We start from the raw sequence: 22713 nt of genomic DNA on the forward strand, positions 1-22713 counted from the left end.
AGACGGACCCTAGCCGACCAGGCGCGCTCGTACCGATGCGAGGCGCTCCGCGTGGTCGGGGGCGTCCTCAAGGTCGGTGGCGAGTTCCGTGAGAACCGCCCGTGCGGAGTCCGGGTCGCCGGACTCGCCGAGCAGGACACCCAGTAGCTCCCGGTAGTAGACGGTGTCGGGGTCGCTCCTGCCCAAGGCCGCCGTCGCGTCGGCGGTCAGTGCCCGCGCTTCGTGGACGGCCCGGGTCAGACGTTCCGCGGCCCGGCTTCGGTCCTCGAAATCAGCGGCGCGATGGGCCGCCTTCCGAGCCAGCAGGGCGAAGTCGCGGCGGCGGCGCAGGCCGTCGCGGGTGTGGGCGGTGCCGTACGCGGGGTTCACGGCGAGGGCGAGGTTGGCGCTGTCGTCCACGGTCCGCTGGACAGTGTCGGGGCGGGGTGGGTCGGACGCGGGCAGGATGACGGCGAGCCGTCGGTAGAGGGCGCCCAGGCGCAGATGGCGGCCCTCGTCGGGGACGCCGGCGTGCAGGAGGTCCAACAGAGCGCCGGTGAACGCGGTCGGGAGATCGGGGCGGCCGTCGAGGAAGCCTGCCTGGTAGCCCTCGCCCGCGGCGGTCAGCAGATGCACCCGGGCGGCTTCCGGGGCGTACAGGGCGAGCCCGGCGAAACAACAGTCGAGCACCGCGACGCACTGCCGGGCACCGCTCGCGGCCATCGCCGCGAACACCTCGCGGACGGGCAGCGAGGGGCCGTCGCCGCGCCGGGTGGAGAGGGTCGCGGGCAGGGCGAGGCGCAGCTGCCGCTCATCGGCGTCGGCGAAGCCGTGTCCGGCGTAGTAAAAGAGCAGGACATCCGGCTCCCGCCGGTCCGGCGGCGCGTCGTCCCGGGGCCGGAGCAAGGCGTCGACGACCGCGTCGGCGTCACGTGGGTCGACGACCGTACGGAGCCCCGCGGGATACCCGAAGCTCCCCCGTGGGGCAGCGAGCGCGTCATGCAGCGCCAGCACGTTCCGGGCGGCCTGCGGCACGGCGGGCAGCTCGCTCGGGTGGACGTGGGTGGCGGTACCGACGAGCACAGCGAGCGCGTTCCCGGAGGCGGGCTTGAAGGCGGGGGGCGGGGTCACGGGCTGGTCGATGACCCAGGGGCGGAGCCGGGACCGGGCGCAGCACCCGGACCGGCCACGGAATCCGGATCCGGTGCCAGTCCGGTCCCGGCTCCGGCCTGCTCCGCCTGCTCGCGCCTCACAAACAGCTCCAGCTCCGCGAGCACCAGCTCCCGATCGCGCCGGTCGGCCGTGAAGGACCGCGAGCTGCCGTCCGCGAGGGTGACCTCAAAGCTGATGGGGTGACCGGTCATCCGCTGGCCCAGCCAGTAGCCGAAGGCTCCGACGCCCGCGCTGAGCACCGGCCCCGCGGCGGTGACCAGTTCGACCGCCGTGGCGAGACCGCCGAGCGCCCCGGGCGGCGGGGGCTCCTCGACCAGCCGGGTGAATCGGCGCAGCCGTTCGTCCCTGCACAGCCAGGCGGCGAGCGACCGGTGCAGTTCGCTCGCCGCTTCCGGGGTTTCGTCGAAGGTGAGGAAGAGGTGACTCACGGGGTCCTTCCTTGCCAAGGCTCGGGCGGCCCGCCGAATCCGGGCGGCGGCAGCGGCAGCCCTGCGGCGGTGGACGGGGGTGGCCCGGCGGGCCGGGCCGGAGTACCGCCCTGCGGGTCGGCGGAGAAGACGGAGAACATCGGCAGATGACCACCCGTCTCGGCGGGCAGCCGGAACGCGGCAGACGCCTCCGCGACCGAGACCCGGTCCACCAACATCCGCTCGAAGTCGCCCAAGCCGTACGGGAAGTCCTGCTGCCGCACCTCAGGCAGCCACTCGTCGTGCAGATGGGCGAACGCCCGCCAGGCGGCGTGGTGTTCGCCCGGATCCCGGACCGACCGGACGACGGCCGCCCCGGCCCCGCCGCCCCCGCCGACCGCGGCGGCCAGCACCTGCGCCGCCTGCGCCACGGACGCCAGCGCGGCCGGATCCGCGCAGGCCAGGGCGGTCCGCAGCCGGTACGCATGGCCGTTGTCCACCGCCTGCCGAAGCCGGGCGTAGCGGACCGCGGCCTCCTCGGCGAAGGGCACGGCCCCTTCCTGCCACCCGGTGGCCGGGTTGAACCGGCCGGGCCGTCCCAGCGCCGTGTACTCAACGAGGAGCCGTTCCACCATTGCCGTGTCCTGCTGCCGCCACACCAGCGGTTCGAGACGCACGCCGAGGCTGAACCGGCCGTCAATGCGGGTGAGTTCAGTCCACAGCGGCTCCCAGGCGACCGGCTCGGCCGTGAGCGCGTCCACGTACAGGCCGTACGGGAAGGCCGCGTCCTTGCGCGGGATGGCGCTCCAGTGCACCCGGGGCCGGATCTCCACCATCCCGACCGGTTTCCAGGGCCGCAGGGCACCCATGAGCTGCCCGGCGTCCAGCGGGATGCGCCGGACCGAGCCGGGCAACCTGCCGAGTTGCTCGCGCAGCAGGTGTGCCCCGGCGCGTGCCGCCAAGGGCGTTGGCCCGGCCGCACGCGCCAGCAGCACGCACCCGAGCCGTCCGTCGCCGCGTCCGCTGGGGCCGTACCGCAGTTCCCAGCAGCGGCCGTCCGGGGCCCAGGCCTCGGTGAGCCAGGCCCGCTCCAACTGGACGGCGCGGCGGCGGTGTTCCTCGGCGGGCAGGCCTAGGGCCCCTGAGCCCCTGGCGAGGGTGGGGTCCGGTTCCAGCCGGACCCCGGTGACGCACCAGGCCTCCCCAGGTCCGGCCAGGTCCAGGAAGCCGTCCAAGGCCGTGGTCACCCCGGCCGGCCCGGTCCGCCCATGGTGCCTCCGCCGTACGGCCCTTGGGGCGGGGTGGTCGGCATCTGCGGAAGGACGGCGGGCGTGCCGGTGCCCGGCGGGCCGTAGCCTCCCAGCACCGGACCGGGGATGCCGCTGCCGTACGAAGGCTGTGGCCCGGTGAGCTGGGCGGGCGGGACGGGCGGGGTGGTATCGGCGAGCGCCACGGCCAGTCCCTCCCGGCACGCGATGTGGGCGGCCTCGCGCAGGGCGCGAGCGCGTTCACTGCGCAGCATCTGCCACTCGACCTGGTTGCGGCCCTGGATACCCTGCATCATGTCGCGGAGGTACTGCCCGATGAACTGGTACCCCCGGCGCGAACGCCACATCATCCAGCCGAGGTACAGGCTGCTGCCGTAGGCGAAGACGGAGATGTAGACGGAGTAGGTGTTCTCCCTGAGGATCATCCGTCCCTCCTGCTCCTCCACCCGCACCGGGTAACCACGGGTATGCAGCACCTGTCGGATGCCGTGATAGACGCTCTCCCTGCGGCCATAACGCTCGGCGAGCAGTACCCGCCACTCGGCGATCGGTTCGGGTACCCGGGCGAAGAGCACGACGACCCAGAAGAGCGCCACCGACAGGAAACCGGACACCACGAACCAGAGCAGACCCACGACGCCCGCGACGACCAGCAGGAACAGGCCGATCACCGCGCACACCATGTAGAACAGGACCGCGGTCAGAATTCCCTGACCCACCAGCCCCAGCAGGAATCCGAAATTCGTACTCTCGTTGAGCTGCGTCTCGATCTCCCCGAACTTCAAGGTCTTGTCGAGATAGGCGGCGTTCCCGTCGCCCCCGCGCCAGCCCGGCAGCGGATTGGTGTCTGCCACGAACATTGGTCGTCCCCCTCGCCACCCCTGTCCACGCATGAACCGTCAGGTTGGCACAGAATTGACCGAAAAGAGCCGGAGAGTCCGAAACTGATAAGCGGAATTTCGGAAATGCGAACTCCGTGCCTAAAAACGTCGGCCGACGGATTATGAGTCCTTTGAGGATCTTGGCGGGTCTAGCCTCGATCTTTCGTGGTGGGCCGCCGACAGAGTCGGGGGCCCATTTCGTTGTCGGTGGCTGAGGCCGGGCAGGTTGAGGGCCCGGGTGTCGTCTCGGGTGGACGCCGGGTTCCACTGCTCCGGGCTGGCACGTTGTCTTGCAGGGACAGGCGAGTTAGCTGGTCAGCCAGGGTTTGGCAGGGGCGCGAGTCGTGCGAGGGCGTCTGTGATCTCGCGGGTCCAGGGCCAGTGGCGGGCGAGGCGGAGGAAGCGGCGTCGGCCGTTGGTGACGAGCTGGCCGGCCGCGGAGAACAGGCGGAGTCGCAGGCGACGGGGTTCCCAGAGCCGGGGCTGGCCGGTCAGGGCGAGCACGGGCATCCAGGCCAGCAGGTCGAGGGCGATCTGGACGATCTCCAGCCAGAGCTGGTTCTGCGCGGTGTCGTGCAGGGGCAGGTTGCGCAGTCCGGTCGCTCGCGCGGCCCGGATGCGGTCCTCCGCGCGGGCTCGCAACTGGTGGCGGAGTTCGAGTTGGGCGATGGGCTGGTTGAGGGTGTTGGTGGCGAAGCAGGTGATCCGCATGCCGTCGGCGTCCGTGATCCTCAACTGGGCTCCGGGATGGGGCCGTTCCTTGCGGACGATCAACCGAATGCCCTGCGGCCAGCTGTCGAGCAGGTCACCGGTGAGTTCGGCGACCCAGGACCCGTCACGGATCTCGCCGTCCGATTCGACCGCAGGCGTCCAGGCCGATGCGGGGATCTTCAGAACATGCTGGTGGATGGCTTCGGTGATCACCATGCCGACCGAGTAGGACAGCCAGCGTCCGCGCTGGGCGAGCCAGGCCACGAACTCGTGGGTGCCGCCCGCGGAATCACAGCGGATCAGTGTCCGCCGTCCCTGCCGGTATTTCTTGGGCAGTTGAGCCAGGGCGAGGCGAGTGACGGTGATGTGGTCGGCGGCCGTGTTCGAGCCCGCGTTGCCGGGCCGGAGGTGGGCTGCGACAGGTTCGCCGGTTCCTCCCGGGCCGTGGTCGACGAAGCCCATGAGCGGATGGTGTCCGTAGGTCTTCTTCCAGGTCGGGGCCGCGTCCTGCTTGTCCGAGTGCGCGACGACCAGGACCCCGTCCAGGTCCACGGTCACCTGCCTGCCGGCATCCGGAGCCCGCTCGCCGGCCAACTCCCATACTCTTTTGCAGACTTCGGAACGTGCGACGCGGATCGCGGTCAGCGCCTTCTCGCCGGAGGCGGCGAGGGTGCCGATCAAACGGGAGACCGTCGGATCGGAGGCGACCGGGCCGAACACACCCGGCTCGGCCCGCAGCATAGCGACGTCGGCGAGGCAGTCGCCGCCGAGTGCGACCGCCAGTGCGAGGTCCACGAGCATCTTGCCGGGGTCGTGGACGGCTCGCGGTTTCCGCCATGGGGTCAGGGCTGCGGATATCGCCTGGTCAAGGCCGATCTTGCGGACCGTTTCGACCAACAGGACCGAACCGGCCTGCGAGACCACGGCCCGGCCGTCATCCCGGACAAGGACATGGGGATAGGACCCGATAGGCTGCTTCACCTGGAAAGTGCCTCCGGCAGGGGCGGGAACAAGGACCTCAGCAATCCTCATTCTCGCTGGTCAGAGGCACTTTCTGCTTCCCTGACCGCCTGCCGGACAGCCCGCTTCACGAAAGCGCGAGGTTAGACCGTGTCCTATGTGGTGAGGATCCTGAAGAGTCGGTGCCTCCAGCCAAATAGTGCACTGATAACTCTCACGAGGTGGCGCTGCCGTCCGAGCTGGATGCGACATGAAGAGCAAGGACGCCGCCGGCTCGGACGCCGTATGCGCGTCGGCTGGCGGCTGTACAGGCAGAGCCATGCGCGCGGCGGCGCAGAGCGGTTTCGTCGGGGGCTGGTGGCGTAAACAAGACGGTGGCGATGGCGGCTGCGGGGCCGGCGGCCGCCACCCTGCTCGCCCGAGGACGCCCCTGAAACGTTCCCGCCCGTGGAGCAGTTGCGGGCGGACTGGCTATACGGCGAACGCCGACTCGTAGAGCAATCCCCTCAGCCAGACGCGTAAGGCCGCCGATGCGTACAGCCCTTCACCAGGGCGAAGGCGACAGCCAGTGCCCCGTCGTCACGAATGAGAAGATCTCCTCTGTACTCACGACTGAGACGTTGATGAGGATCCAGAGGATCAGAACAGAGACCATGCCGATAACAGCGATGATCTGCAGGATGGCGAGGAAACGGAACATATCTACACTCCTTCCGGTAGCTTTTCTTTACTTTTTTTACCCGAACCGACTTTGCTTGCCTTTCGCCATTTCCGTGCTGCCGCGAGAACGAAAGCCGCTAGCAACTCGCCGAGGATACTGGCGAGCACTCCATCGACAGCGAAATCGAACATTTATTCCCCCCTTCCATGGAGGAATCCCTGTAAATAATCTTCATCTCTCCGGAAATGACCCATCAATGCCTCTATTGGCATGTAGCATTGCCTGAACGCGGCATTGATACAGAGGAGGAAAGTAGCAACTATGACCTCACGCGTCCCCAGGGCTACTCGGTTGCAACTTGCGCGCCAGGCTGCCGATATTCGGCTAATTGGCTTGCGCGAGGGGTGGACAGTTAGCGAAATAGCACAAAGGATAACCCAAGCTCTTCCGCAAATTTTCCCCCTCGAAGCCTGGAGGTTCGCAAACGGATGGAGTAGGACAGAGCTATCGACCCGCCTTGACGCGGCTTACCAGTCCGAAGGATTAGCTCCGCTCCATATCAGCACCGCAGAGATCTGTCGGTGGGAGCATCAGGATCGACGGCCGGGACAAGAAAGAGTTGACTATCTATGTAAGGTGTATAAGACCCGCCCTGACTTACTCGGATTCGGAATTGACCACAGTGGGGTGTCTACGATGAGCGTACAGAATTCCGGCCTTTATGGAATTTGGCCCCGAACGACGAGTGAAAGCCAAAGAGATCTTGTTACGCGCATCAGAAACGCGCGAAGTCGGATCAATTTTTTTGGCTTGACGCGAAACTTCTATGCACGCGATGAGATTCTGCCTGTTTTCGAAGAGAAGGGGAGGACCATTCCCGTCAATTTTTACGTAATGGATCCAAATTGCGCATCACGGAAGGATCGCTATAGGCTAGAGCCTCCTGAGGCTGCCATGGAGGATCCGCGACGGTACACAAGAGAAGTTCTTCGCCCTCTCTTTGATGCCGCGAAAAGAGTGTCGCTGGATTGCAATCCGAATGCGGGACTAAAAATTTGGACTTACAACTTTCAGTGCTCATTCGGTGTTGAGGAGGTCGACGATGCGTACCGCGTCATGCTCTATGGGCACGGGAAACGCGGTACAGAAAGCCCTATTCTCGGCTTTGGAGAAGGCTCAGAATTCGCCGCCTTCTTTGCAGGCCAGGTTCGATGGCTTGAGCGCTTGGCTGCTGAAAATCCCGAACCCTGGCAGTCGAAGGGACTGGCAGTCAGACCTCTAATTGAAGATACACTACTACAAAATCAGTGATTCCTGGCCTCGATCGTTCATGAGCCCTCGTCAGTTTGCTAGCGGGGATTCTGCGTCTTGGCGGCGGGGTCTTTTCGGGACTGGGGCAGGTTGAGGGCCCAGCTTTCGCAACTCCTTGCCGCGCCGGGCCACCCCCGGCTGCGCGACAGGCCCTTCTGTCGGCATACTTCGACGCCGATCCGGACGACAAGCGGCGCGGCGCACCGGGCTATCGCGGAGTCCGATAGAGACGCCGCTCTCCCGTGTGGGCGCCGCTTCGCTGTCACCGCCGCCTTGGAGGCCTGGAGGGCCAGCGGCTCCGGCGTCATCATTGGCCAGCACTGATACAGATGAGACAGAAGGTAGTTTTTGCGGTCAAACCGCTGCGCGAGACAGAAAGTGACTCACTGTGACCTCTGAAGCTGCCGTTCCCACCGCGATCTCAGATTTCTACTGCCACCAGGCCATTCCTGGGCTGGTGGACATCAACGCGTCATGGAGACAGAGCAGGTGCTTGCGTTCCACCACACCAGGCCGGCGCATCCGGTGCACTACGCGGGCTACCGCTGCCAGCACGACACCGACTGGATCGCCGACAAAACCCGGTGGGGCCTGAGCATCGACGCCACCGAACGCAACGCACTCGACCGGCAGCTCGCCGACTGCCCCGACCAGCCGATCACCGTCACCCTCGCCCGCTGAACAAACGGCCGGGCCCGCCACTACGGGGGAAAGCGGCAGACCCAACCAGTACCCACCGTCGCACACCCGCCCACGCGTCCGCAGGAATTCACCGCGTCCCTGACGACGAACCGGTGACCGCGCCGCTGGTGCTCGGCCGGCCCCGAACGCTCGCGTCGCTCCGCATGGCGACGGCGGATACGACGATGACGGGTATGCATACCTCTGGTTCGGGCCCTCTCTCATCGGCGAGAGCCGGTGGTGGAGGCCGGATGCTGCCGGCCGGCACTGTCTGCATGCCGTCGAGGTGACGGGCTGGTAAGACCTGTCCCGCCAGGCGTCGGGCCAGTCGGCAGTGCCGGACAACGAACGGGGGCTGTCCCTGCGGGACAGCCCCCGTGATCGAGCGCCGGGCAGGCCTTGCACCTGCATTTCCCCACGGGAAGCGGGACGTCTTTCCTTGGACCACCAACGCAGCACCAGCCGACTGGAGTTACGGCGACCAGCTCAAGATCCACTATCGCCGGTGGAAGGTCGGCAAGGCGTCGGTACGCGCACTGCTGACCCTGCTCTGGGACACCGGCCACGACGTACTGGCCTTCGAGGAGGCGGCGACCTGAAGGGACCCCGAATCACGTCTGCACTACCGGTAGTTGAGCTCGGCGAGTTCGGTGGCGAGCTTCCGGGGCACGGCCGTGTGGCCGAGCAGGGGAAGCGTGATGTTCCGTGCTGCGCGAACCATCGGGTTGCGCGTGGTGGCCGCTCGGGTCACGCGGTGGGTGAAGGCGACCACCCGCTGGGCAATGCGGCGGCGTTGCGCCTCGTAGCCGTCGAGCTGCCCGGTGGCAAACGCCCGGCCGAGCGTGTAGCCGTCCGGGACGCCGGTGTTCATGCCCTGGCCGCCGGCGGGGCTGTGGACATGGGCGGCGTCGCCGGCCAGCAGGCGGCCGGCACGGTAGCGGTCGGCGACCTGGTGGTGCACCCGGAACCGTGACGACCATGCCAGGCCGGTGACTTCGGCCTGGCCGGGAGCGCGTTCGTCGAGCAGACGCTGGACGAAGCCGATGTCCACAGTGGTGGGCGCGTCGTCATGCTGACGACGCTTCCCTTTTGGAGAAGGAAGCGCGACTGCTTCACCCCGTGCTCAGTGGCGCCCAGCGTTCAGCACAGCGATTTTCCCTGCCAACGCGATCTTCACCAGGCCCTCGGCAACACCGCGAAATGTGAAACAGGCACATGATGAAGCGGGGTGTGGAGAACGCCATACGGCGAAACCGGCGGACGACCAGCCTTGCGGAATGCCGAACGCTCGGCTGGGAGTTACCAGCCGAGCGTCGGCGGTCAGGGCCGTCGGGTACTCGGCCGGCGCGACGCGCCGGCCGGACTCTCTGGCCCTGGGGAGGGACTGCCTAGCACTCCGACAGGACCTGCTGATCGTGGTGCCAACCCCAGGAGTCGAGGTTCACGTCGCTGACGTACACGCCCCCGTTGCCGGTGTCGTCGTCGGTCAGGAGCCAGATGTCGTCCGAGTGACCGTTGTTGGAGTACCAGGCGCCGTGGACCCAGCAGTAGAAGTAGCTGGTGCCGGCGTACAGGGTGCCTGCGTGCGTCGAGGTGTACGGGTCGGGGCTCCAGTGGGTCCACTGGTCGATGACAGTGGTCAGGTTGTAGGTGGAGGCCGATGCGGGCGTGCGCGGAGCCTGCGGTGCCGCCACCGCCTGAGAGCCGGTGGCCAGGAGCCCCGCCGTGGCCAGGACCGCGAGCATGGCGGATGTGAAGGAACGTGGTCGCATGATTCTTCTCCCCTTGTGTATGCCGCCAGTGGTGCTGTGGCGGCAATTTCTCCCAGGTGGTCAATCCCGGTGGACTCAACTCAGGTCCCGCCCAAAGGGACCTCGTAACGTCTCGAAGTCTGTCGAGACGTGCCTGGAGCCGACGGCTTCGAACGGCACCGCCACGCGCGCTCGGCGCCGACGGCGACATCGGAGCGGACCGTCCATGAGCAGGTATGCCGGAGGATCCGTGCCGCGGAGTGGGCGGACCCGTCAGCATTGGGCGTCAGGCGGCAGGCCGGCGTACTTGCCGCCTTCGAAGTAGAGGGCGCTGACGTAGCCGTCCGCGAAGACGATCCAGATGCTGCTGGTGATCCCGTGGGCGTACACCGTCTCACCCACGGTCCAGCAGTAGGCCGCATACGTTCTGCCCGCGGTGAGCGTGGCCACGTGAGTGCCGCTGCTCTGCGCAAGGGTGAGGACGTTGGCGTTCTCGTACGGAGTGACGTCGTAGCCTGCTGCGACGGCCGTCGGCAGCGGCGCAGTCACTGGCCGGTCGGCGGTCACCGTCTGGGCATGGCCGACACCGGCGGTGGCGGTGATCAGGCCCACGGTGGCGAAGAGGCAGACGAGTGCGGTGCGTACAGCATGCTTGTTCATCGTTCTCCTGCCAGTGTCGAGGGCATTGAGCCCGCTCTGTCCGGGTTGCAGGCCGGGGCGCGTGCAGACGCGTTGGCAGTGTCGATGTGCCCAGGCATGGGCGTGGAAGATGCAGATCCTGAAAGGCGCTTATGGTTTCCGGCCCGTGGCCATGCTCTGGTCTTGAATACCAACTACTGGAACACTTGCACGAAGGAGTGAAGGCAGCGGAGGAGCATGAATGTGAGCGAAACGATCAGCGAGGCCGACGCATACATGTGCAGCCCGGCCGCATCCTTGATCCAGACCCTCAGTCGGTGCGCATATCCACGGCCTCTCGTCAGTATTCGGCTGCCCCCGTGCATCAGGGAATACGGGCCTTCTCCAGTGGGCGGTGGTCGACGGATTTCCCCCGCAGAACCGGGCTGTGCTTCGTTCGTTGACGACCCTAGGCGCAAGCCGCACCTCAACGGCGCCACTGCGCGCACCATGACTCCCCAGTTCGTGCACCGTGCACCACGCGCTAGCCAGGTGTCCGTTCCGGCCGGGGCCGGAGGTGGACGGGCATGACAGGCCGCAAGGATTCCCCGTTAGCCCGATTAAGAGGAACCCAGTCCTTCGAGACGGTTGCCTCGGCCTTGTTCGCCCCGCTGCGGGTGAGCGATCCCGGCCCCCAGGGGTTCGAAGCCGTGGTCGACCACACCGTCATCGGACCTGTGGTCATCGCTCGCATCCAGGCAGCCGCCGCAACGGTGACACGGGACAGCGGCAGCATCACCTCCACCGACGTGGAATGGATGCACTTCAACCTCCACCACCACGGTCCGCTCACGGCGGCCCAGGACGACCGGACCGCGACGGTGAAACCCGGTGAACTGTACGCCTGTGACAACACCCGGCCCTACCGGCTCATCGGTGCGGATCCCACTGACATGACCGTGCTCTGCATCCCCCGGGCTAGTCTGGGCAGACACGCGGACTCCGTAAGCCAGCACACGGCACTACCCATCCCCGCTCTGGACGGAATCGGCGGACTCCTCGACCACGCGCTGTCCACGGTCAACAACGGCCTTCCCCATCACAGCGCGGCACGTACGCATCTGGCTGACGCCCTCACCGCGCTCCTCCTCGCCGCCTTCGCCGACACCACGCCCGAACGGGTCTCCGTCGCGAGCAATCTCACCGACCGCATCCGCGCCTACGCGCTGGCCCACCTTGACGACAGCCACCTCAGCGCGGAGCACATCGCGCGTCGGCATCACATCTCCATCAGGCACCTCCACGCCCTCTTCAAAGACAGCGACCTGACGTTCGCCGCCTGGGTCCGGCATGAACGTCTGCTACGGATCCGCAGAGATCTCCTCGATCCCTCCTCCGCGAACCTCCCTGCGGCCGTGATCGCGGCGCAGTGGGGAATACACGACCCCAAACACCTCGGCAGGGCTCTGAAGCGCGAGTTCGGCACAACTGTCAGCGAACTGCGCCGCAGTCAGAAAAACTAGAAGAACCCGCGGATCACCCTTGCGTCGGTGGCAACGACATGGCTGGAGCCGGTCGCCTGGTCGCCGTCCCCGATCCGGCGGCGCCGGTACTGGAGGCGGTGGACGCTTGCGGTGCACGGAACATAGTTCACGCCGCAGCAGTTGCTGGATGCGCTCGCCGTCGACTGAGTCTGCTCCCCGGAGACCGCGTGTCGGCATCTCGCAGACGATGTCGCCGACACCGCACAAGGCTACGGCCCCCTGTGCGGCACCAGCCCCGTCGAGGCATCCGCCGGCAAGACCCAACGACGCCGTCTCAACCGTGGCGGTGACCGCCAGGCCAACGCGGCCCTCTCCCGGATCGTCCTCAGCCGCCTGCGCTGGGACGACCGGACCCAGGACTACCTGCGGCGACGCCTCGCGGAGGGCAAAACCCGCCGGGAGATCATCAGGCGCCTGAAACGTTATGTCGCACGCGAAATCTACCGACTCATCGCCCCCATCAGGACAGCCGCGTGCCCTGCAGAACCCAACGGAACCGCAAGTTGACATCCATAGGGGCATCAACAACCACTGAGGGTTCAGGTACGAAGTCCACCCGCCATACCACTGTTGGTCCTGCGCACAAGTGACGGACGGCCGGCCGGAGTTGATCCGGCCGGCCGTCCTCTGGCCGCACTGTGGTTACACGCTGCGGGCCAGGCGGTCGGTGAGCAGTCGGGTGAAGCGGGCAGGGTCGGGCAGGTCGCCCCCCTCGGCGAGCAGCGCACTGCCGTGGATCAGTTCGGCGGTCTCCGCCAGTGCGGGTTCCTCGGCGCCAGCGTCGTGCGCTGTCCGCAGGGCGACGATCAAGGGGTGCGCAGGGTTGAGTTCCAGGATCCGCTTGACGGGGGGAATCTGCTGCCCCATGGCCCGGTACATCTTCTCCAGGGTCGGCGTCACATCGTGGGCGTCGCCGACGATGCAGGCTGCCGAGGTGGTCAGGCGGGACGACAGGCGTACCTCCTTGACCTGGCCGGACAGGGTGGTGGTCAGCCAGGTCAGCAGGGCGGCGAAGTCCTGCTCACGCTGAGCCTTCTCAGCGTTGGTGTCCTGGTCGCCGTCGGCGGAGTCGTCGAGGTCGACCTGGCCCTTGGCGATGGACCGCAGAGGATGGCCGTCGAATGCCGGTACCTGGTCCGCCCATACCTCGTCGATGGGATCGGTGAGGATCAGGACCTCGTACCCCTTGGCGGTGAAGGCTTCCATGTGCGGGGAGTTCTCCACCGTCGACCGGCTCTCGCCGGTCAGGTAGTAGATGGCGTCCTGGCCATCCTTCATTCGCTCGACGTACTCGCGGAGCGTGGTGGTCTTCTCCGGGTCGTGCGTGGACGCGGCTGAGATGAGTTCCAGCAGGGCCTCACTGTTGTCCACGTCCTCGACCAGGCCCTCCTTCAGTGCCCGGCCGAATTGCGTCCACACCTTCGCGTAGCGCTCGACGTCCTTCGTCTGCATGTCTTTGAGGGCACCGAGGACCTTCTTGACCAGGCGCCTGCGTACGCCGCGGATCTGCCGGTCGTGCTGGAGGATTTCCCGGGAGACGTTCAACGACAGGTCGTGGGCGTCCACGACACCCTTGACGAAGCGCAGGTAGTGGGGCATGAGCGCTTCGCAGTCGTCCATGATGAACACCCGCTTGACGTACAGCTGCACGCCGGGCTTGGTTTCGCGGGAGAACAGGTCGAAGGGTGCCTGTGAGGGGATGAACAGCAGTGCCTCGTACTCGAAGGTGCCCTCGGCGCGCATATGGATCGTCTCGGCCGGAGGGAGCCAGTCATGGCTGATCTGCTGGTAGAACTCGTTGTACTCGTCCGTGGTCACCTCGTCCCGCGGCCGGGCCCACAGAGCCTTCATCGAGTTGAGCGTGTCGGCGCCGGGGGTGGCCTCGCCCTCGGTGCCGGTGGGCTCGGCAGCCATCCTGATGGGCCAGCGGATGAAGTCCGAGTAGCGCTTGACGATTTGACGGATTTTCGGCTCGGCCAGGTAGTCGGCGAGCCCGTCCTCGCTGTCGGAGGGCTTGAGGTGCAGGGTGACTGAGGTACCCGTGGGAAGGCCGTCGACGGTCTGGATGGTGTAGGTGCCCTCGCCGTCGGACTCCCACTGGGTGCCGGAGTCGGTGCCGGTCCGCCGGGTCCGCAAGGTGACCTTGTCGGCGACCATGAACGCGGAGTAGAAGCCGACGCCGAACTGCCCGATCAGGCTGTCGGCGGTGGCGGCTTCTCTGGACTCCTTGATCTTTTCCAGCAGGCCGGCGGTGCCGGACTTGGCGATGGTGCCGATCAGCTCCACCAGTTCGTCCCGGGTCATGCCGATTCCGTTGTCACGGACGGTCAGGGTGCGGGCGTCCTTGTCGATCTGCAACGCGATGTGTAGGTCGCTGGTGTCGATTTCGGCGAGGCTGGAGTCCGTCAGCGATTCCAGCCTCAGCTTGTCCAGGGCGTCGGAGGCATTCGAGATCAGCTCGCGCAGGAAGATGTCCTTGTTCGAGTAGATCGAGTGAATCACCAGTCGGAGCAACTGGCGGGTCTCGGCCTGGAATTCCAGCGTCTCGGTACTGCTGCCCATGTGGGTCTCTTCCTGTGGGGACGTCATGAACGGACTTGGATTTGAGCCGAGACGGAACGTCGCCCGCCATCGGCTTGCGTCACGGCGGGCCGGACCGCACCCGCATGATGCGCATGACGGTAGGGACGCATGCGGGCCCGGGGCTCCAGGAGATCGGCGGCGCCGACGGTGCCAAGAGCGACTTGCAGGGCAGCCTGGACCGGGCGCGGCTGGGGGCCGAGAGGGTCGAGGGCAGTGATCTTTCCGGCGAGACGACGTCGGTCAGCGACATTGGCGCGGGCCCAAGTAGCGGTGGCGCGTTCGGCAGCCCTGGCCTGGCGGGTGGCCGTCACGCGCTGCTCGTCGGTGGCGCCGGCCCCGCCGGGGCGGCGGCGCGGATATCGGCGTTCTGCTGTCTGCCGGCTGGCAACGCCGAGGGGTCCGGCGACGTCGGCCCGGCTGGCACCGGCGTCGTGTGCTGTCTCGATCAGCCCGGTCTCCCAGCCAGAGAACTGCTCGCGTACCTGGCGCAGTGATGTCAAGGAGGCCAGCGCCTGCTCGGGACGGGTCACGTCAGCCTCAGGGGTCTCGTCCTGGGCGTCGCGCAGCGCGTCATCCATGGCGGCGAGGGCCGCTGCCGCCGCAGGGAAGGAGGCTGGGCCGCGGGCGCCGGCCCTGGCAGGGATCGGCTGTTCCGCTGCGGTCACGCGCACCCCCCTCAGCCGTCATCGCATTGATGACAGCATCAATGTCATCCATCGGATGACATGATACAACGGTGTCCGCGCAGCGCATTGGCACAACTGCCACCACCTCCGGGACGGTGCTGAATCGCCCCGGAGGAGTTGGACGACAGCATGGTGCGCCGGGCGCACATCACTCAACGCGATCCGGGGGTTACGGAACAAATAGCCCCCTCCCCCGCCCCCGGCGCGGTCGGCCCGTTACTCCATCACGGCCACAAGCACAGGCAAATCACGGCGGAATGAACGCTTTTGGTGGCGAAACCGTACTTGTCGTTGCGGCACCGGCGGGATGGCGCACCATGGAAGCGGACGCCTTCCCCGGCGTCGCACCTTCCGGTCTGGAAGGCCGCGCGGCCCCCTTGCGCTGAAGAACGACCGAAGCGGAACCCGCCTCGCCGGGCCGTCGGTTCACGAAAGAGCCCAGGAACGAGGAAGCGCCCAAGCCTGCCCGGACGCTCCGCAGCACGCCGACGGGCACATCACCCGCCCACCGCCGGCAGCCGTCGCCCGGACCAATGGTGCCCCGGTCCAGGCGGCCACCAGTGCGGCGGAGCACGGTAGCCAAGCACCGGAACCGGGGGGACTTCCACTCGTCCGGCGAGGCAAAGTCAGGCAGGAGTCGAGGCGCCGTCGCCTTCTTCTTGTCCGAGGGGGCCGAGCCGGTCGTCGAGCGCAGCACCGGCCTCGGGGCAGTTCTTGCGGATGATGTCGAGGAAGGCGTTCAGTGCCGGGGAGCGGTTCCGGGCTTGGAAGGACAGGACCAGATCGGGCAGCGCTGCGCGCGGGGTCACCTCGCAGAACCACGTGCCCCGGCGTGGGGCCGCCATCATGCGGGAGGGCCCCAGACCGACGCCCACTCCGCAGGCGGCGAGGCCGATGATGGTGTGGATGTCCCTCGCGACGGTTGCGCCGGTGAGCGCCGGGGTGTCCTTGCCCAGTAGGGTCTGCAGGCCGGTGACGACGGCAGGCTCGTCCTCGTCCGGCGCCACGATCAGCCGCTGTCGCCGCAGCTGGTCCACGTCCACCGACGGCTGCCCCGCGTAGGGGTGCGTGCTGCTCACGACCGCGACCAGGTGGTCGTGTCCGATCGGGACTGATACCAGTTGCTCGGCCCCGACGCCGCGTGGACGGCCGAGGCCGATCGCCACGTCAAGTTCGCCGGCGACGAGCGCGGCCGTGCTGCGGTTGGTCGCCATCTCGTGCAGTTCCAGTTGCACGTCGGGCCGTTCGCGGCCGAACCGGCCCAGGACGTCCGGCAGGGGCTGGAGCAGAGCCGAGGCGATGAATCCCAGGCGCAGCCGTCCCGTCTCGCCGCGTGCTGCCCTGGCCGCGTCAGCCGAGGCCGCCGTGATCTCGTCGAGCGCCCTGCGGGCCCGGGCAAGGAAGGCAGCGCCCGCCGCTGTCGGGAAGACCCCTTGGCGGGTGCGGCCGAAGAGGCGAGTGCCCACTTCTCGTTCGAGGTCGGCGATCTGCTTGGACAGTGGAGGCTGCGCGATGCCCAGCGCACTGGCCGCCCGGCCGAAGTGTGCGTGCTCGGCGAGGGTCAGTGCGTAGCGCAGGTGCCGCGCCTCCATACAGCCTTGCTCCATATCTCCTGGGTATTACAGGCTAGCTTGTCATATCTTTTGATGGATGGCCGGGGCCGGGTCGCGTGGAATGCGGTCATGACTGCTTGTTCTCCTACAGACACCGTCTTCGTCTTCGTACACGGGGCCTGGCACGGCTCGGGGCAGTGGGCGGCGACGCAGCGCGCCCTCGCCGCACTCGGTGCCGCCAGCGTGGCAACCGACCTGCCGGGGCACGGCTTCGACGCGCCACTGCCCAGCGGATACCTTCAGCCGGGCCAGCCGGGTCTGCTGACCGAGAGGTCCGCGCTCGCCACCGTGACGATGGACGAGAACGCCGGGGCCGTGCTGGACGCACTGCGCCAGGCCCGCCGCCACCGTCGTGTCGTACTCGTCGCGCACAGTGCAGGCGGCGGTCCCGCCTCACTGGCCGCCGAGCGCGCACCCGAACTGGTTGACGAAATCGTCTACCTCTCGGCCTTCGTACCCGCCGGACGCCCCCGGTTCTTCGACTACCTCCGCTCGCCCGAGAACGCCACGGCACGGGGCCAGAGTCTGAACCTCGGCGACCCCGGGGAACTGGGCGCCGTGCGGATCAACCCGCTCTCGCAGGACCCCGCCTACATCGAGGAACTGCGGCAGACTCACTACCACGACATCCCCCTGGACCGCTTCGACCGCTGGCGCTCAGCCCTGAGCACCGACCTGCCTCTGGGGATCCCCACCACCCCGGTCATCGTGACCCCGGGCCGGTGGGGGCGCATCCCGCGGACCTTCCTGCGCTGCGCGGACGACCGGGCACTGCCGAGCGCCGTGCAGGATCTGATGATCGCGGAAGCCGACCGGGACATGCCCGCCAACCCCTTCACCGTGCGCACCCTCCCGGGCAGCCACAGTCCGTTCGCCGCCCGGCCCCATGAGCTCGCCGCGGCGCTGCTGCCGTGAGCGGCGGACGCCTCGTGCTGCCGGTGGTGCTCAGCGCGACTTTCGTGCAACTGCTCAACGTCACTGTCGCCCAGATGGCCGCGCCGGCGATACAGGCGGGCCTGGGCGCCGGTCCGGGCGCCGTGCAGCTGGTCCTCGCCGGATACACCCTGACGTACGCGTGCCTGCTCATCCCCGCCGCACGGCTCGGCGACCGGTACGGCTACCGCCGCCTGTTCGTGACGGGCACCGTGGTCTTCACCGCGGGCTCGGTGGCCGGCGCGTGTGCCCCCGACGCCGCATCACTGATCACGGCCCGGCTGGTGCAGGGCGCGGGCAGCGGCCTGGTCGCCCCCCAGGTCCTCTCCCTCATCCAGGCCACCACCCCCACGACACGCCGGCCGCGCGCCCTCGGCCTGTACGGCGCCACCATGGCCGTCGCGTCACTCGTCGGGCCCCTGACCGGCGGCCTCGTCCTCAGTGCCGATCTCTTCGGCCTCGGCTGGCGGCCGGTGATGCTCCTCACCGTGCCGGTGGCACTCGCCTCCCTCGCCGGAGCGACCGCGTTGCCCCGCACCCGCGGGGCGGACGGACTCCGCGTCGACAAGCTGGGTGCGGTGCTGGTCGCTGTGGGAGCCGGCGCCCTGATCCTGCCCCTGGCGCTGGGGCGGGAAGCAGGCTGGCCCTGGTGGACATGGGCCGGATTCGCCGTGGCTGTGGCCGCCCTCGGCCACTTCGTCCGCAGCCTTCCGCACCGACCTGACCCCCTGATCCATCCGGCAGTGCTGCATCACCGGCCGGCGCTCAGGGGCACCTTGCTGGTGTTCGTGTTCAACACGGGCGTGCCGTCCTTCACGTACCTTCTCTTCCTCCACCTTCAGTCCGCCATCGGGTACTCGGCGCTGGCGGCTGCGCTGACGTCAGCACCGTTCGCCGCCGCCGCCATTGCCGGCAGCAGGGCCGCGCCCGCTCTCACCCGCCGGCACGGGCCGATGGTGCTCACCGTCGCTTCCCTGGTGCTGGCCGGGATGTGCCTGGCGCTGGCCCCGCTCGTCGGCTCGGCAGCGGGACGCCAGGTGGCACTGCCCGTGCTGGCCGCCGGCGGAGCCGCATTCGGCGCCTTCACCGCGTCGGTGTTCACCCTGGTCCTGGCCGAGGTCCACGGCCCTGTCGCCGGTTCGGTCTCCGGACTGCTGCCCACAGCGCAACAGCTCGGCGGATCCGTCGGAGTGACCGCGGCCGGACTCGCCTACTACTCCCCCGCCGCCGATGCGGACACCGCTTTCCGGCACGCCATGCTTTACCAGGCCGCCGCCTTCACGATCACCGCGCTGATCAGCCTCCGGCTTCGCGACCGGAATGAAACCACGCCCGCACACGGTCGTAGCAGCATCCGCGGGGAGATGCGCTGAGGCGGCCGCCTGCTCTCAGGCGGCGAAGCCGATGAGGCTCTTCTGGCAGGGCGGCTGCGTACAAGGGGATGATCCGCCAGCCGAGGGTGTCGACCGACTTCACCCAGGACTTGGTGAGGTTGGGCTGGGCGCACCCCGGTTCTTGCCGCCGATGTAGACGCCGACACGGCTGTAGTAGGCGTCCTTCTTCCACGCCTTCATCGCGGTGAGCTAGGGCGCCGTGCAGGCGTCGAAGGCCCGGCCGGTGTAGGTCCTCTGCGCGGGCCATGTGGTGGCAGCCATCGAGGTCTGCGCCGCGATCCCGGCGACGGACACGACGACGACGCCGGTATTCGTCAGGGCGATGTAGCGGCCTTTTCTGGAAAGCTGATGCTTCGGTGCTTTCCCACCTCACAAGTCCGGCCAGGGCTGTTGCAGCCCGGACGGATACCGAAAAGAGAAATCGTTGCGCTTTATGACGGCCGATCAGCGTTCAGCTTGCGGAGTTGCGGCCGCTGAACGATACGGCCGCTCCTGCGGCGACAGCGGCGAGGCCCAGCAGCAGGACAGGAAGGCCCGGGCCGGGAAGAACGTACATCGCTGCTCCGGCCGCTGTGAGAGCGACGCCGATCGACATCACCAGGACGCCGACGCGGGACTGGGACATGCTTATTGCTCCTTGGTTTTCACTGTTGAGAGGTGTTCGGGAAGTCAGGGCGGCTGCCCGAGCCGCTTCTCAGCGGCCCGGGCGGCCTGAAATGTACCGGGGGGGGAAGTATCCCCAGTAGATCTTTGACGAGTAGACGTAGGTCTGCCGGTAGGTGATCCAGTCCTGGTATTGGGTGGTGTAGGCGGACACCCATTCGGCCAGGACCTTTTCGCGGCTCCACGACAGGAGGGTGCAGCGGACACCGCGCTGGGTGCGTCAGCGCCACCTTTCCTTCCAGCCCACGATCGCCGAGGGCGTCCAGTCGGCGAGCGCGTCCCACATCCAGGAGTACTTCTTGGTGCGCCAGCTGGTGTAGGACCACTTTCCGGACCAGGTGATCTTGTTGTCGCTTCGCCATCCGGTCCACGCGTACCACGGGATCTTGCAGGGCAGGCAGCCGGAAACGTCCTCCGCGTTGACCGGGTCGGCGCAGACGTAGTCGTAGTTGCTGCAGCTGCCGCCGACGACCGGATCGGTCTGGAGGAACCGGCCGGAGGCCGGGCCGTACAGGCGCACGCCCATGAGGACGAGGTTGCCGAGGGTGTCGGCGGAGCGCTGTTCGCCGCCGAAGAAGCCGTAGCGGGCCTGCTCGGTACTGGTGCGCTTGCCGAACTCGTCCGTGGTCAGGGCCGTGGAGGTGTCGAGCGGGAGTGCGAGCAGGGCCGTGCGAATGCTCCGCAGCGACCTTGCTGGACCATGTACGCACCCCGACCAACGTGCCTGCCTGGGTGGCCGCACCACTGCGCGGCGTACCTCATGCGTGATGAACTGTGGCCCGGCTTCGAGAAGTTGATCTCGTCTCGAACAACAGAGTGGGAGGGACCGTGGACCTTGGTGAGGGGAGGTCGCAGCGACTGGCCGCCGTGGCGCTCGTCATGGCAGTGGCGGCCGGGTGTACGGGACAGGGCGAAGGCGCGGGCGGCGGAAACGGCGAAGACCTGCTGCGGAACCACGACTGGACGCAGATGCCGGGCACCACCGCGCGCAACGGCATCCTGCGGGTCAGCGCATTGGATCGGCACATCGTGGAGCAGGACTCCTCCGGCGGCCAGCCCAACCCCCCGCTGAACCTGGCCGGCCCGCATCTCAGCTCCGATGGCGACTTCACGGTCACCGCACGCATGTCCGGTGTGGGTGACGATGCCGGCGGCTCATGGCTGCGTCTGTACGGACGGGTACCGGTCATCTACGACGAGTGGCGGCAGGAGCGGCCCTCACTCCGCGTCGGCGTGACCGCTGACGGACACGTGAAGGTGCAGATATGGGACGGCGAGGGCGATGAGCCGGCCGCCTCCAAGGATTTCGACTGCGGCTGTTCCGGGACGGTGACGCTTGCTGTGTCGAGCATCGGTGACACATTCCGCGTACAAGCCGACGGGCGGCGGCTGGGAACCGTGCAGGACCCGGGGGTGTTCGCCGAGGGCACTGTCTGGTTCGGCCTGGAGGCGGACGCGGCCGAAGACGAGCGCCACGAGGGATGGCGTCTGACGCAGCTGATCGCGCGGCCAGAGAGCGGTGACTCGCTCCGCGTGATCAAGGCGCCGCACCTACGCCAGAAGCAGTCCGACGACTCGCTGCGCGCGCGAGCCGCAGACCTGGGGCGGCCATTCAACATCGGCGCCGCCCTGGCCGAGAACCCGCTGCTCACCGACTCACGCTACCGGGCGCTCGCGGGCAGCCAGTTCTCTATGCTCACTCCGGAGAACGCGTTCAAGCCACAGTTCCTCCACCCACGCCGGGGCGTCTACGACTTCCGCGACGCGGACCTCCTCGTACGCTTCGCCCGCGCCAACGACATGAAGGTGCACGCGCACACCCTCGTCTGGCACGAGGCTCTGCCCAACTGGATGCGGGAGAACGACGACCCCAAGGAGGTGCGCCGCACCATGCTCCGGCACATCGCCATGGTCGCCGGGCACTTCAAGGGAAAAGTCGCGGAATGGGATGTGGTCAACGAACCCATGTCCGACGACGAGAAGAGCTACACCAACGGGGATCTCGGCCTGCGCTCCGAGCAGAGCCCGTGGTTCGAGGCCATGGGCGAGGAGTACATCGACGAGGCGTTCAGGGCCGCCCACCGGGCCGATCCGAAGGCACGGCTGTTCCTCAACGAGTACGGGGTCGAGGAGGACGGCGAACGGTGGGACGCCCTCTACGGTCTGGTCAAGCGGCTCAAGGAACGCGGCGTACCGATCGACGGCGTGGGTTTCCAAAACCATGAGTACGCACCCGGTGACCGCACCGACCCGGAGACCTTCCGCAGCCATGTGCGGGATCTGGCGGAGCTCGGGATTCAGGCACGGGTGTCGGAGATGGACGTCCCCATAGGTGAGGACGAGCAGGACGGGCGGCAGACCCAGGCTGATGAGATGGCGGGCAAGCTTCGGGTCTGCCTGGAGGAGCCGAACTGCACATCGTTCTCCACATGGGGATTCACCGACCGGTACGGTTCCACCGCCGACACCAAGATCTATCCTCCGCGCACGGCCGATTCCCTGCCGTGGGACGCGTCCCTGCGGCCGAAGCAGGCGTACGAGCGCCTGCTCGAGGCCTTTGACGAGGCGTGACGAATCAATGTGCGATCTCCCGGTGTTGTGTCGATGGCAGTGAGAGTCAAAGGACCTACATGACGGTCCGCCAGGACGCCGCCCCGGACGCGGGACCTGCGCGGAGGCGGTCGTGGCGACGGTGATGGTCGGGCCGATGCCGATGCGCACGTCGATGCCGTACCGGGAGACCGTCCGCAGCCGCAGCACGTCTGCAAGGTGGGCGGCGGTGCGGCGTGATAGCGCAGCGCGCCGACCAGGTCGACCAGCGCCGCTGTGGGCGGCAGCGCCTGCACCACCGGGGACAACTCCCCGATTTGCTCCAGGACCTGCAGGTACAGCTCTT

The 22713-nt window shown here is 67.7% G+C and carries 21 protein-coding genes and 2 pseudogenes; 8 read left to right on the top strand and 15 right to left on the bottom strand.

Annotation, left to right across the window (positions count from 1 at the left end):
* Nucleotides 1–9 precede the first annotated feature (9 nt).
* The 6 genes from OHT77_RS00370 to OHT77_RS00395 all read right to left on the bottom strand — a co-directional run bounded on the left by OHT77_RS00370 (nt 10) and on the right by OHT77_RS00395 (nt 6079).
* Nucleotides 10–1110, bottom strand: coding sequence for a hypothetical protein (locus tag OHT77_RS00370; RefSeq protein WP_328825835.1), 1101 nt, complete (start codon nt 1108–1110; stop codon nt 10–12).
* Nucleotides 1107–1580, bottom strand: coding sequence for an effector-associated constant component EACC1 (locus OHT77_RS00375; RefSeq protein WP_328825837.1), 474 nt, complete (start codon nt 1578–1580; stop codon nt 1107–1109). The genes OHT77_RS00370 and OHT77_RS00375 overlap by 4 nt, the downstream gene beginning before the upstream one ends.
* Nucleotides 1577–2806, bottom strand: coding sequence for a hypothetical protein (locus OHT77_RS00380; RefSeq protein ID WP_328825838.1), 1230 nt, complete (start codon nt 2804–2806; stop codon nt 1577–1579). The genes OHT77_RS00375 and OHT77_RS00380 overlap by 4 nt, the downstream gene beginning before the upstream one ends.
* Entirely contained in the window at nt 2803–3681 is an 879-nt protein-coding gene (locus OHT77_RS00385) for a hypothetical protein (RefSeq protein ID WP_328825839.1), read from the bottom strand. Before OHT77_RS00385 ends, OHT77_RS00380 begins: the two co-directional genes overlap by 4 nt.
* A 342-nt stretch (nt 3682–4023) precedes the next feature.
* Nucleotides 4024–5400, bottom strand: coding sequence for an IS1380 family transposase (locus OHT77_RS00390; RefSeq protein ID WP_328825840.1), 1377 nt, complete (start codon nt 5398–5400; stop codon nt 4024–4026).
* A 523-nt stretch (nt 5401–5923) separates the two neighbouring features.
* On the bottom strand, nt 5924–6079 hold the full coding sequence (locus OHT77_RS00395) for a hypothetical protein (protein ID WP_328825841.1): 156 nt from the start codon (nt 6077–6079) through the stop codon (nt 5924–5926).
* A gap of 657 nt (nt 6080–6736) precedes the next feature.
* On the opposite strand from OHT77_RS00395, the gene OHT77_RS00400 reads away from it, so the two are divergent.
* The 3 genes from OHT77_RS00400 to OHT77_RS00410 all read left to right on the top strand — a co-directional run bounded on the left by OHT77_RS00400 (nt 6737) and on the right by OHT77_RS00410 (nt 8631).
* Nucleotides 6737–7351, top strand: coding sequence for a hypothetical protein (locus tag OHT77_RS00400; RefSeq protein ID WP_328825842.1), 615 nt, complete (start codon nt 6737–6739; stop codon nt 7349–7351).
* A gap of 474 nt (nt 7352–7825) precedes the next feature.
* Nucleotides 7826–8032 (top strand): hypothetical protein, encoded by a 207-nt coding sequence (locus OHT77_RS00405; RefSeq protein ID WP_328825843.1) that lies wholly within the window; start codon nt 7826–7828, stop codon nt 8030–8032.
* Between the two features lie 377 nt (nt 8033–8409).
* The gene (locus OHT77_RS00410) at nt 8410–8631 is read left to right on the top strand and encodes a hypothetical protein (protein ID WP_328825844.1); all 222 of its coding nucleotides are present in this window, start codon (nt 8410–8412) and stop codon (nt 8629–8631) included.
* Between the two features lie 23 nt (nt 8632–8654).
* On the opposite strand, the gene OHT77_RS00415 is transcribed toward OHT77_RS00410, so the two are convergent.
* The 3 genes from OHT77_RS00415 to OHT77_RS00425 all read right to left on the bottom strand — a co-directional run bounded on the left by OHT77_RS00415 (nt 8655) and on the right by OHT77_RS00425 (nt 10443).
* Entirely contained in the window at nt 8655–9083 is a 429-nt protein-coding gene (locus OHT77_RS00415; protein ID WP_328825845.1) for an FAD-dependent monooxygenase, read from the bottom strand.
* A 337-nt stretch (nt 9084–9420) separates the two neighbouring features.
* On the bottom strand, nt 9421–9804 hold the full coding sequence (locus tag OHT77_RS00420) for a hypothetical protein (protein ID WP_328825847.1): 384 nt from the start codon (nt 9802–9804) through the stop codon (nt 9421–9423).
* A gap of 252 nt (nt 9805–10056) precedes the next feature.
* Complete coding sequence (locus OHT77_RS00425; protein ID WP_328825848.1) at nt 10057–10443, bottom strand: SH3 domain-containing protein; 387 nt, start codon at nt 10441–10443, stop codon at nt 10057–10059.
* Nucleotides 10444–10988: 545 nt separating this feature from the next.
* On the opposite strand from OHT77_RS00425, the gene OHT77_RS00430 reads away from it, so the two are divergent.
* On the top strand, nt 10989–11924 hold the full coding sequence (locus OHT77_RS00430) for a helix-turn-helix domain-containing protein (RefSeq protein WP_328825849.1): 936 nt from the start codon (nt 10989–10991) through the stop codon (nt 11922–11924).
* Between the two features lie 228 nt (nt 11925–12152).
* Nucleotides 12153–12452, top strand: a pseudogene (locus tag OHT77_RS00435) (transposase); the annotation flags it as partial.
* 135 nt (nt 12453–12587) lie between these two features.
* On the opposite strand, the gene htpG reads toward OHT77_RS00435, so the two are convergent.
* From htpG to OHT77_RS00450, 3 genes are all read right to left on the bottom strand, one after another.
* The gene (gene htpG, locus OHT77_RS00440; protein ID WP_328825850.1) at nt 12588–14507 is read right to left on the bottom strand and encodes a molecular chaperone HtpG; all 1920 of its coding nucleotides are present in this window, start codon (nt 14505–14507) and stop codon (nt 12588–12590) included.
* 23 nt (nt 14508–14530) lie between these two features.
* Nucleotides 14531–15193 carry a type III effector protein gene (locus tag OHT77_RS00445; protein ID WP_328825851.1) on the bottom strand — a complete coding sequence of 221 codons (663 nt, stop codon included), beginning with the start codon at nt 15191–15193 and terminating at the stop codon, nt 14531–14533.
* 647 nt (nt 15194–15840) lie between these two features.
* Nucleotides 15841–16806 (bottom strand): LysR family transcriptional regulator, encoded by a 966-nt coding sequence (locus tag OHT77_RS00450; RefSeq protein WP_328825852.1) that lies wholly within the window; start codon nt 16804–16806, stop codon nt 15841–15843.
* Between the two features lie 90 nt (nt 16807–16896).
* Between OHT77_RS00450 and OHT77_RS00455 the strand changes: the two genes are divergently transcribed.
* Nucleotides 16897–17742, top strand: coding sequence for an alpha/beta hydrolase (locus OHT77_RS00455; RefSeq protein ID WP_328825853.1), 846 nt, complete (start codon nt 16897–16899; stop codon nt 17740–17742).
* On the top strand, nt 17739–19133 hold the full coding sequence (locus OHT77_RS00460) for an MFS transporter (RefSeq protein WP_328825854.1): 1395 nt from the start codon (nt 17739–17741) through the stop codon (nt 19131–19133). The genes OHT77_RS00455 and OHT77_RS00460 overlap by 4 nt, the downstream gene beginning before the upstream one ends.
* Before the next feature lie 43 nt (nt 19134–19176).
* Here OHT77_RS00460 and OHT77_RS00465 read toward each other — a convergent pair.
* The 3 genes and pseudogenes from OHT77_RS00465 to OHT77_RS00475 all read right to left on the bottom strand — a co-directional run.
* A pseudogene (locus OHT77_RS00465) lies at nt 19177–19415 on the bottom strand (glycoside hydrolase domain-containing protein); the annotation flags it as partial.
* A gap of 190 nt (nt 19416–19605) precedes the next feature.
* Nucleotides 19606–19779 carry a hypothetical protein gene (locus tag OHT77_RS00470; protein ID WP_328825855.1) on the bottom strand — a complete coding sequence of 58 codons (174 nt, stop codon included), beginning with the start codon at nt 19777–19779 and terminating at the stop codon, nt 19606–19608.
* A 258-nt stretch (nt 19780–20037) separates the two neighbouring features.
* Nucleotides 20038–20559, bottom strand: a complete 522-nt coding sequence (locus tag OHT77_RS00475; RefSeq protein WP_328825857.1) for an RHS repeat-associated core domain-containing protein — start codon at nt 20557–20559, stop codon at nt 20038–20040.
* A gap of 86 nt (nt 20560–20645) precedes the next feature.
* On the opposite strand from OHT77_RS00475, the gene OHT77_RS00480 reads away from it, so the two are divergent.
* Complete coding sequence (locus OHT77_RS00480) at nt 20646–22388, top strand: endo-1,4-beta-xylanase (RefSeq protein ID WP_443048191.1); 1743 nt, start codon at nt 20646–20648, stop codon at nt 22386–22388.
* Nucleotides 22389–22713: the final 325 nt, after the last annotated feature.

This window comes from Streptomyces sp. NBC_00252 (genome assembly GCF_036187565.1).
In the GTDB taxonomy this organism is placed as follows: domain Bacteria; phylum Actinomycetota; class Actinomycetes; order Streptomycetales; family Streptomycetaceae; genus Streptomyces.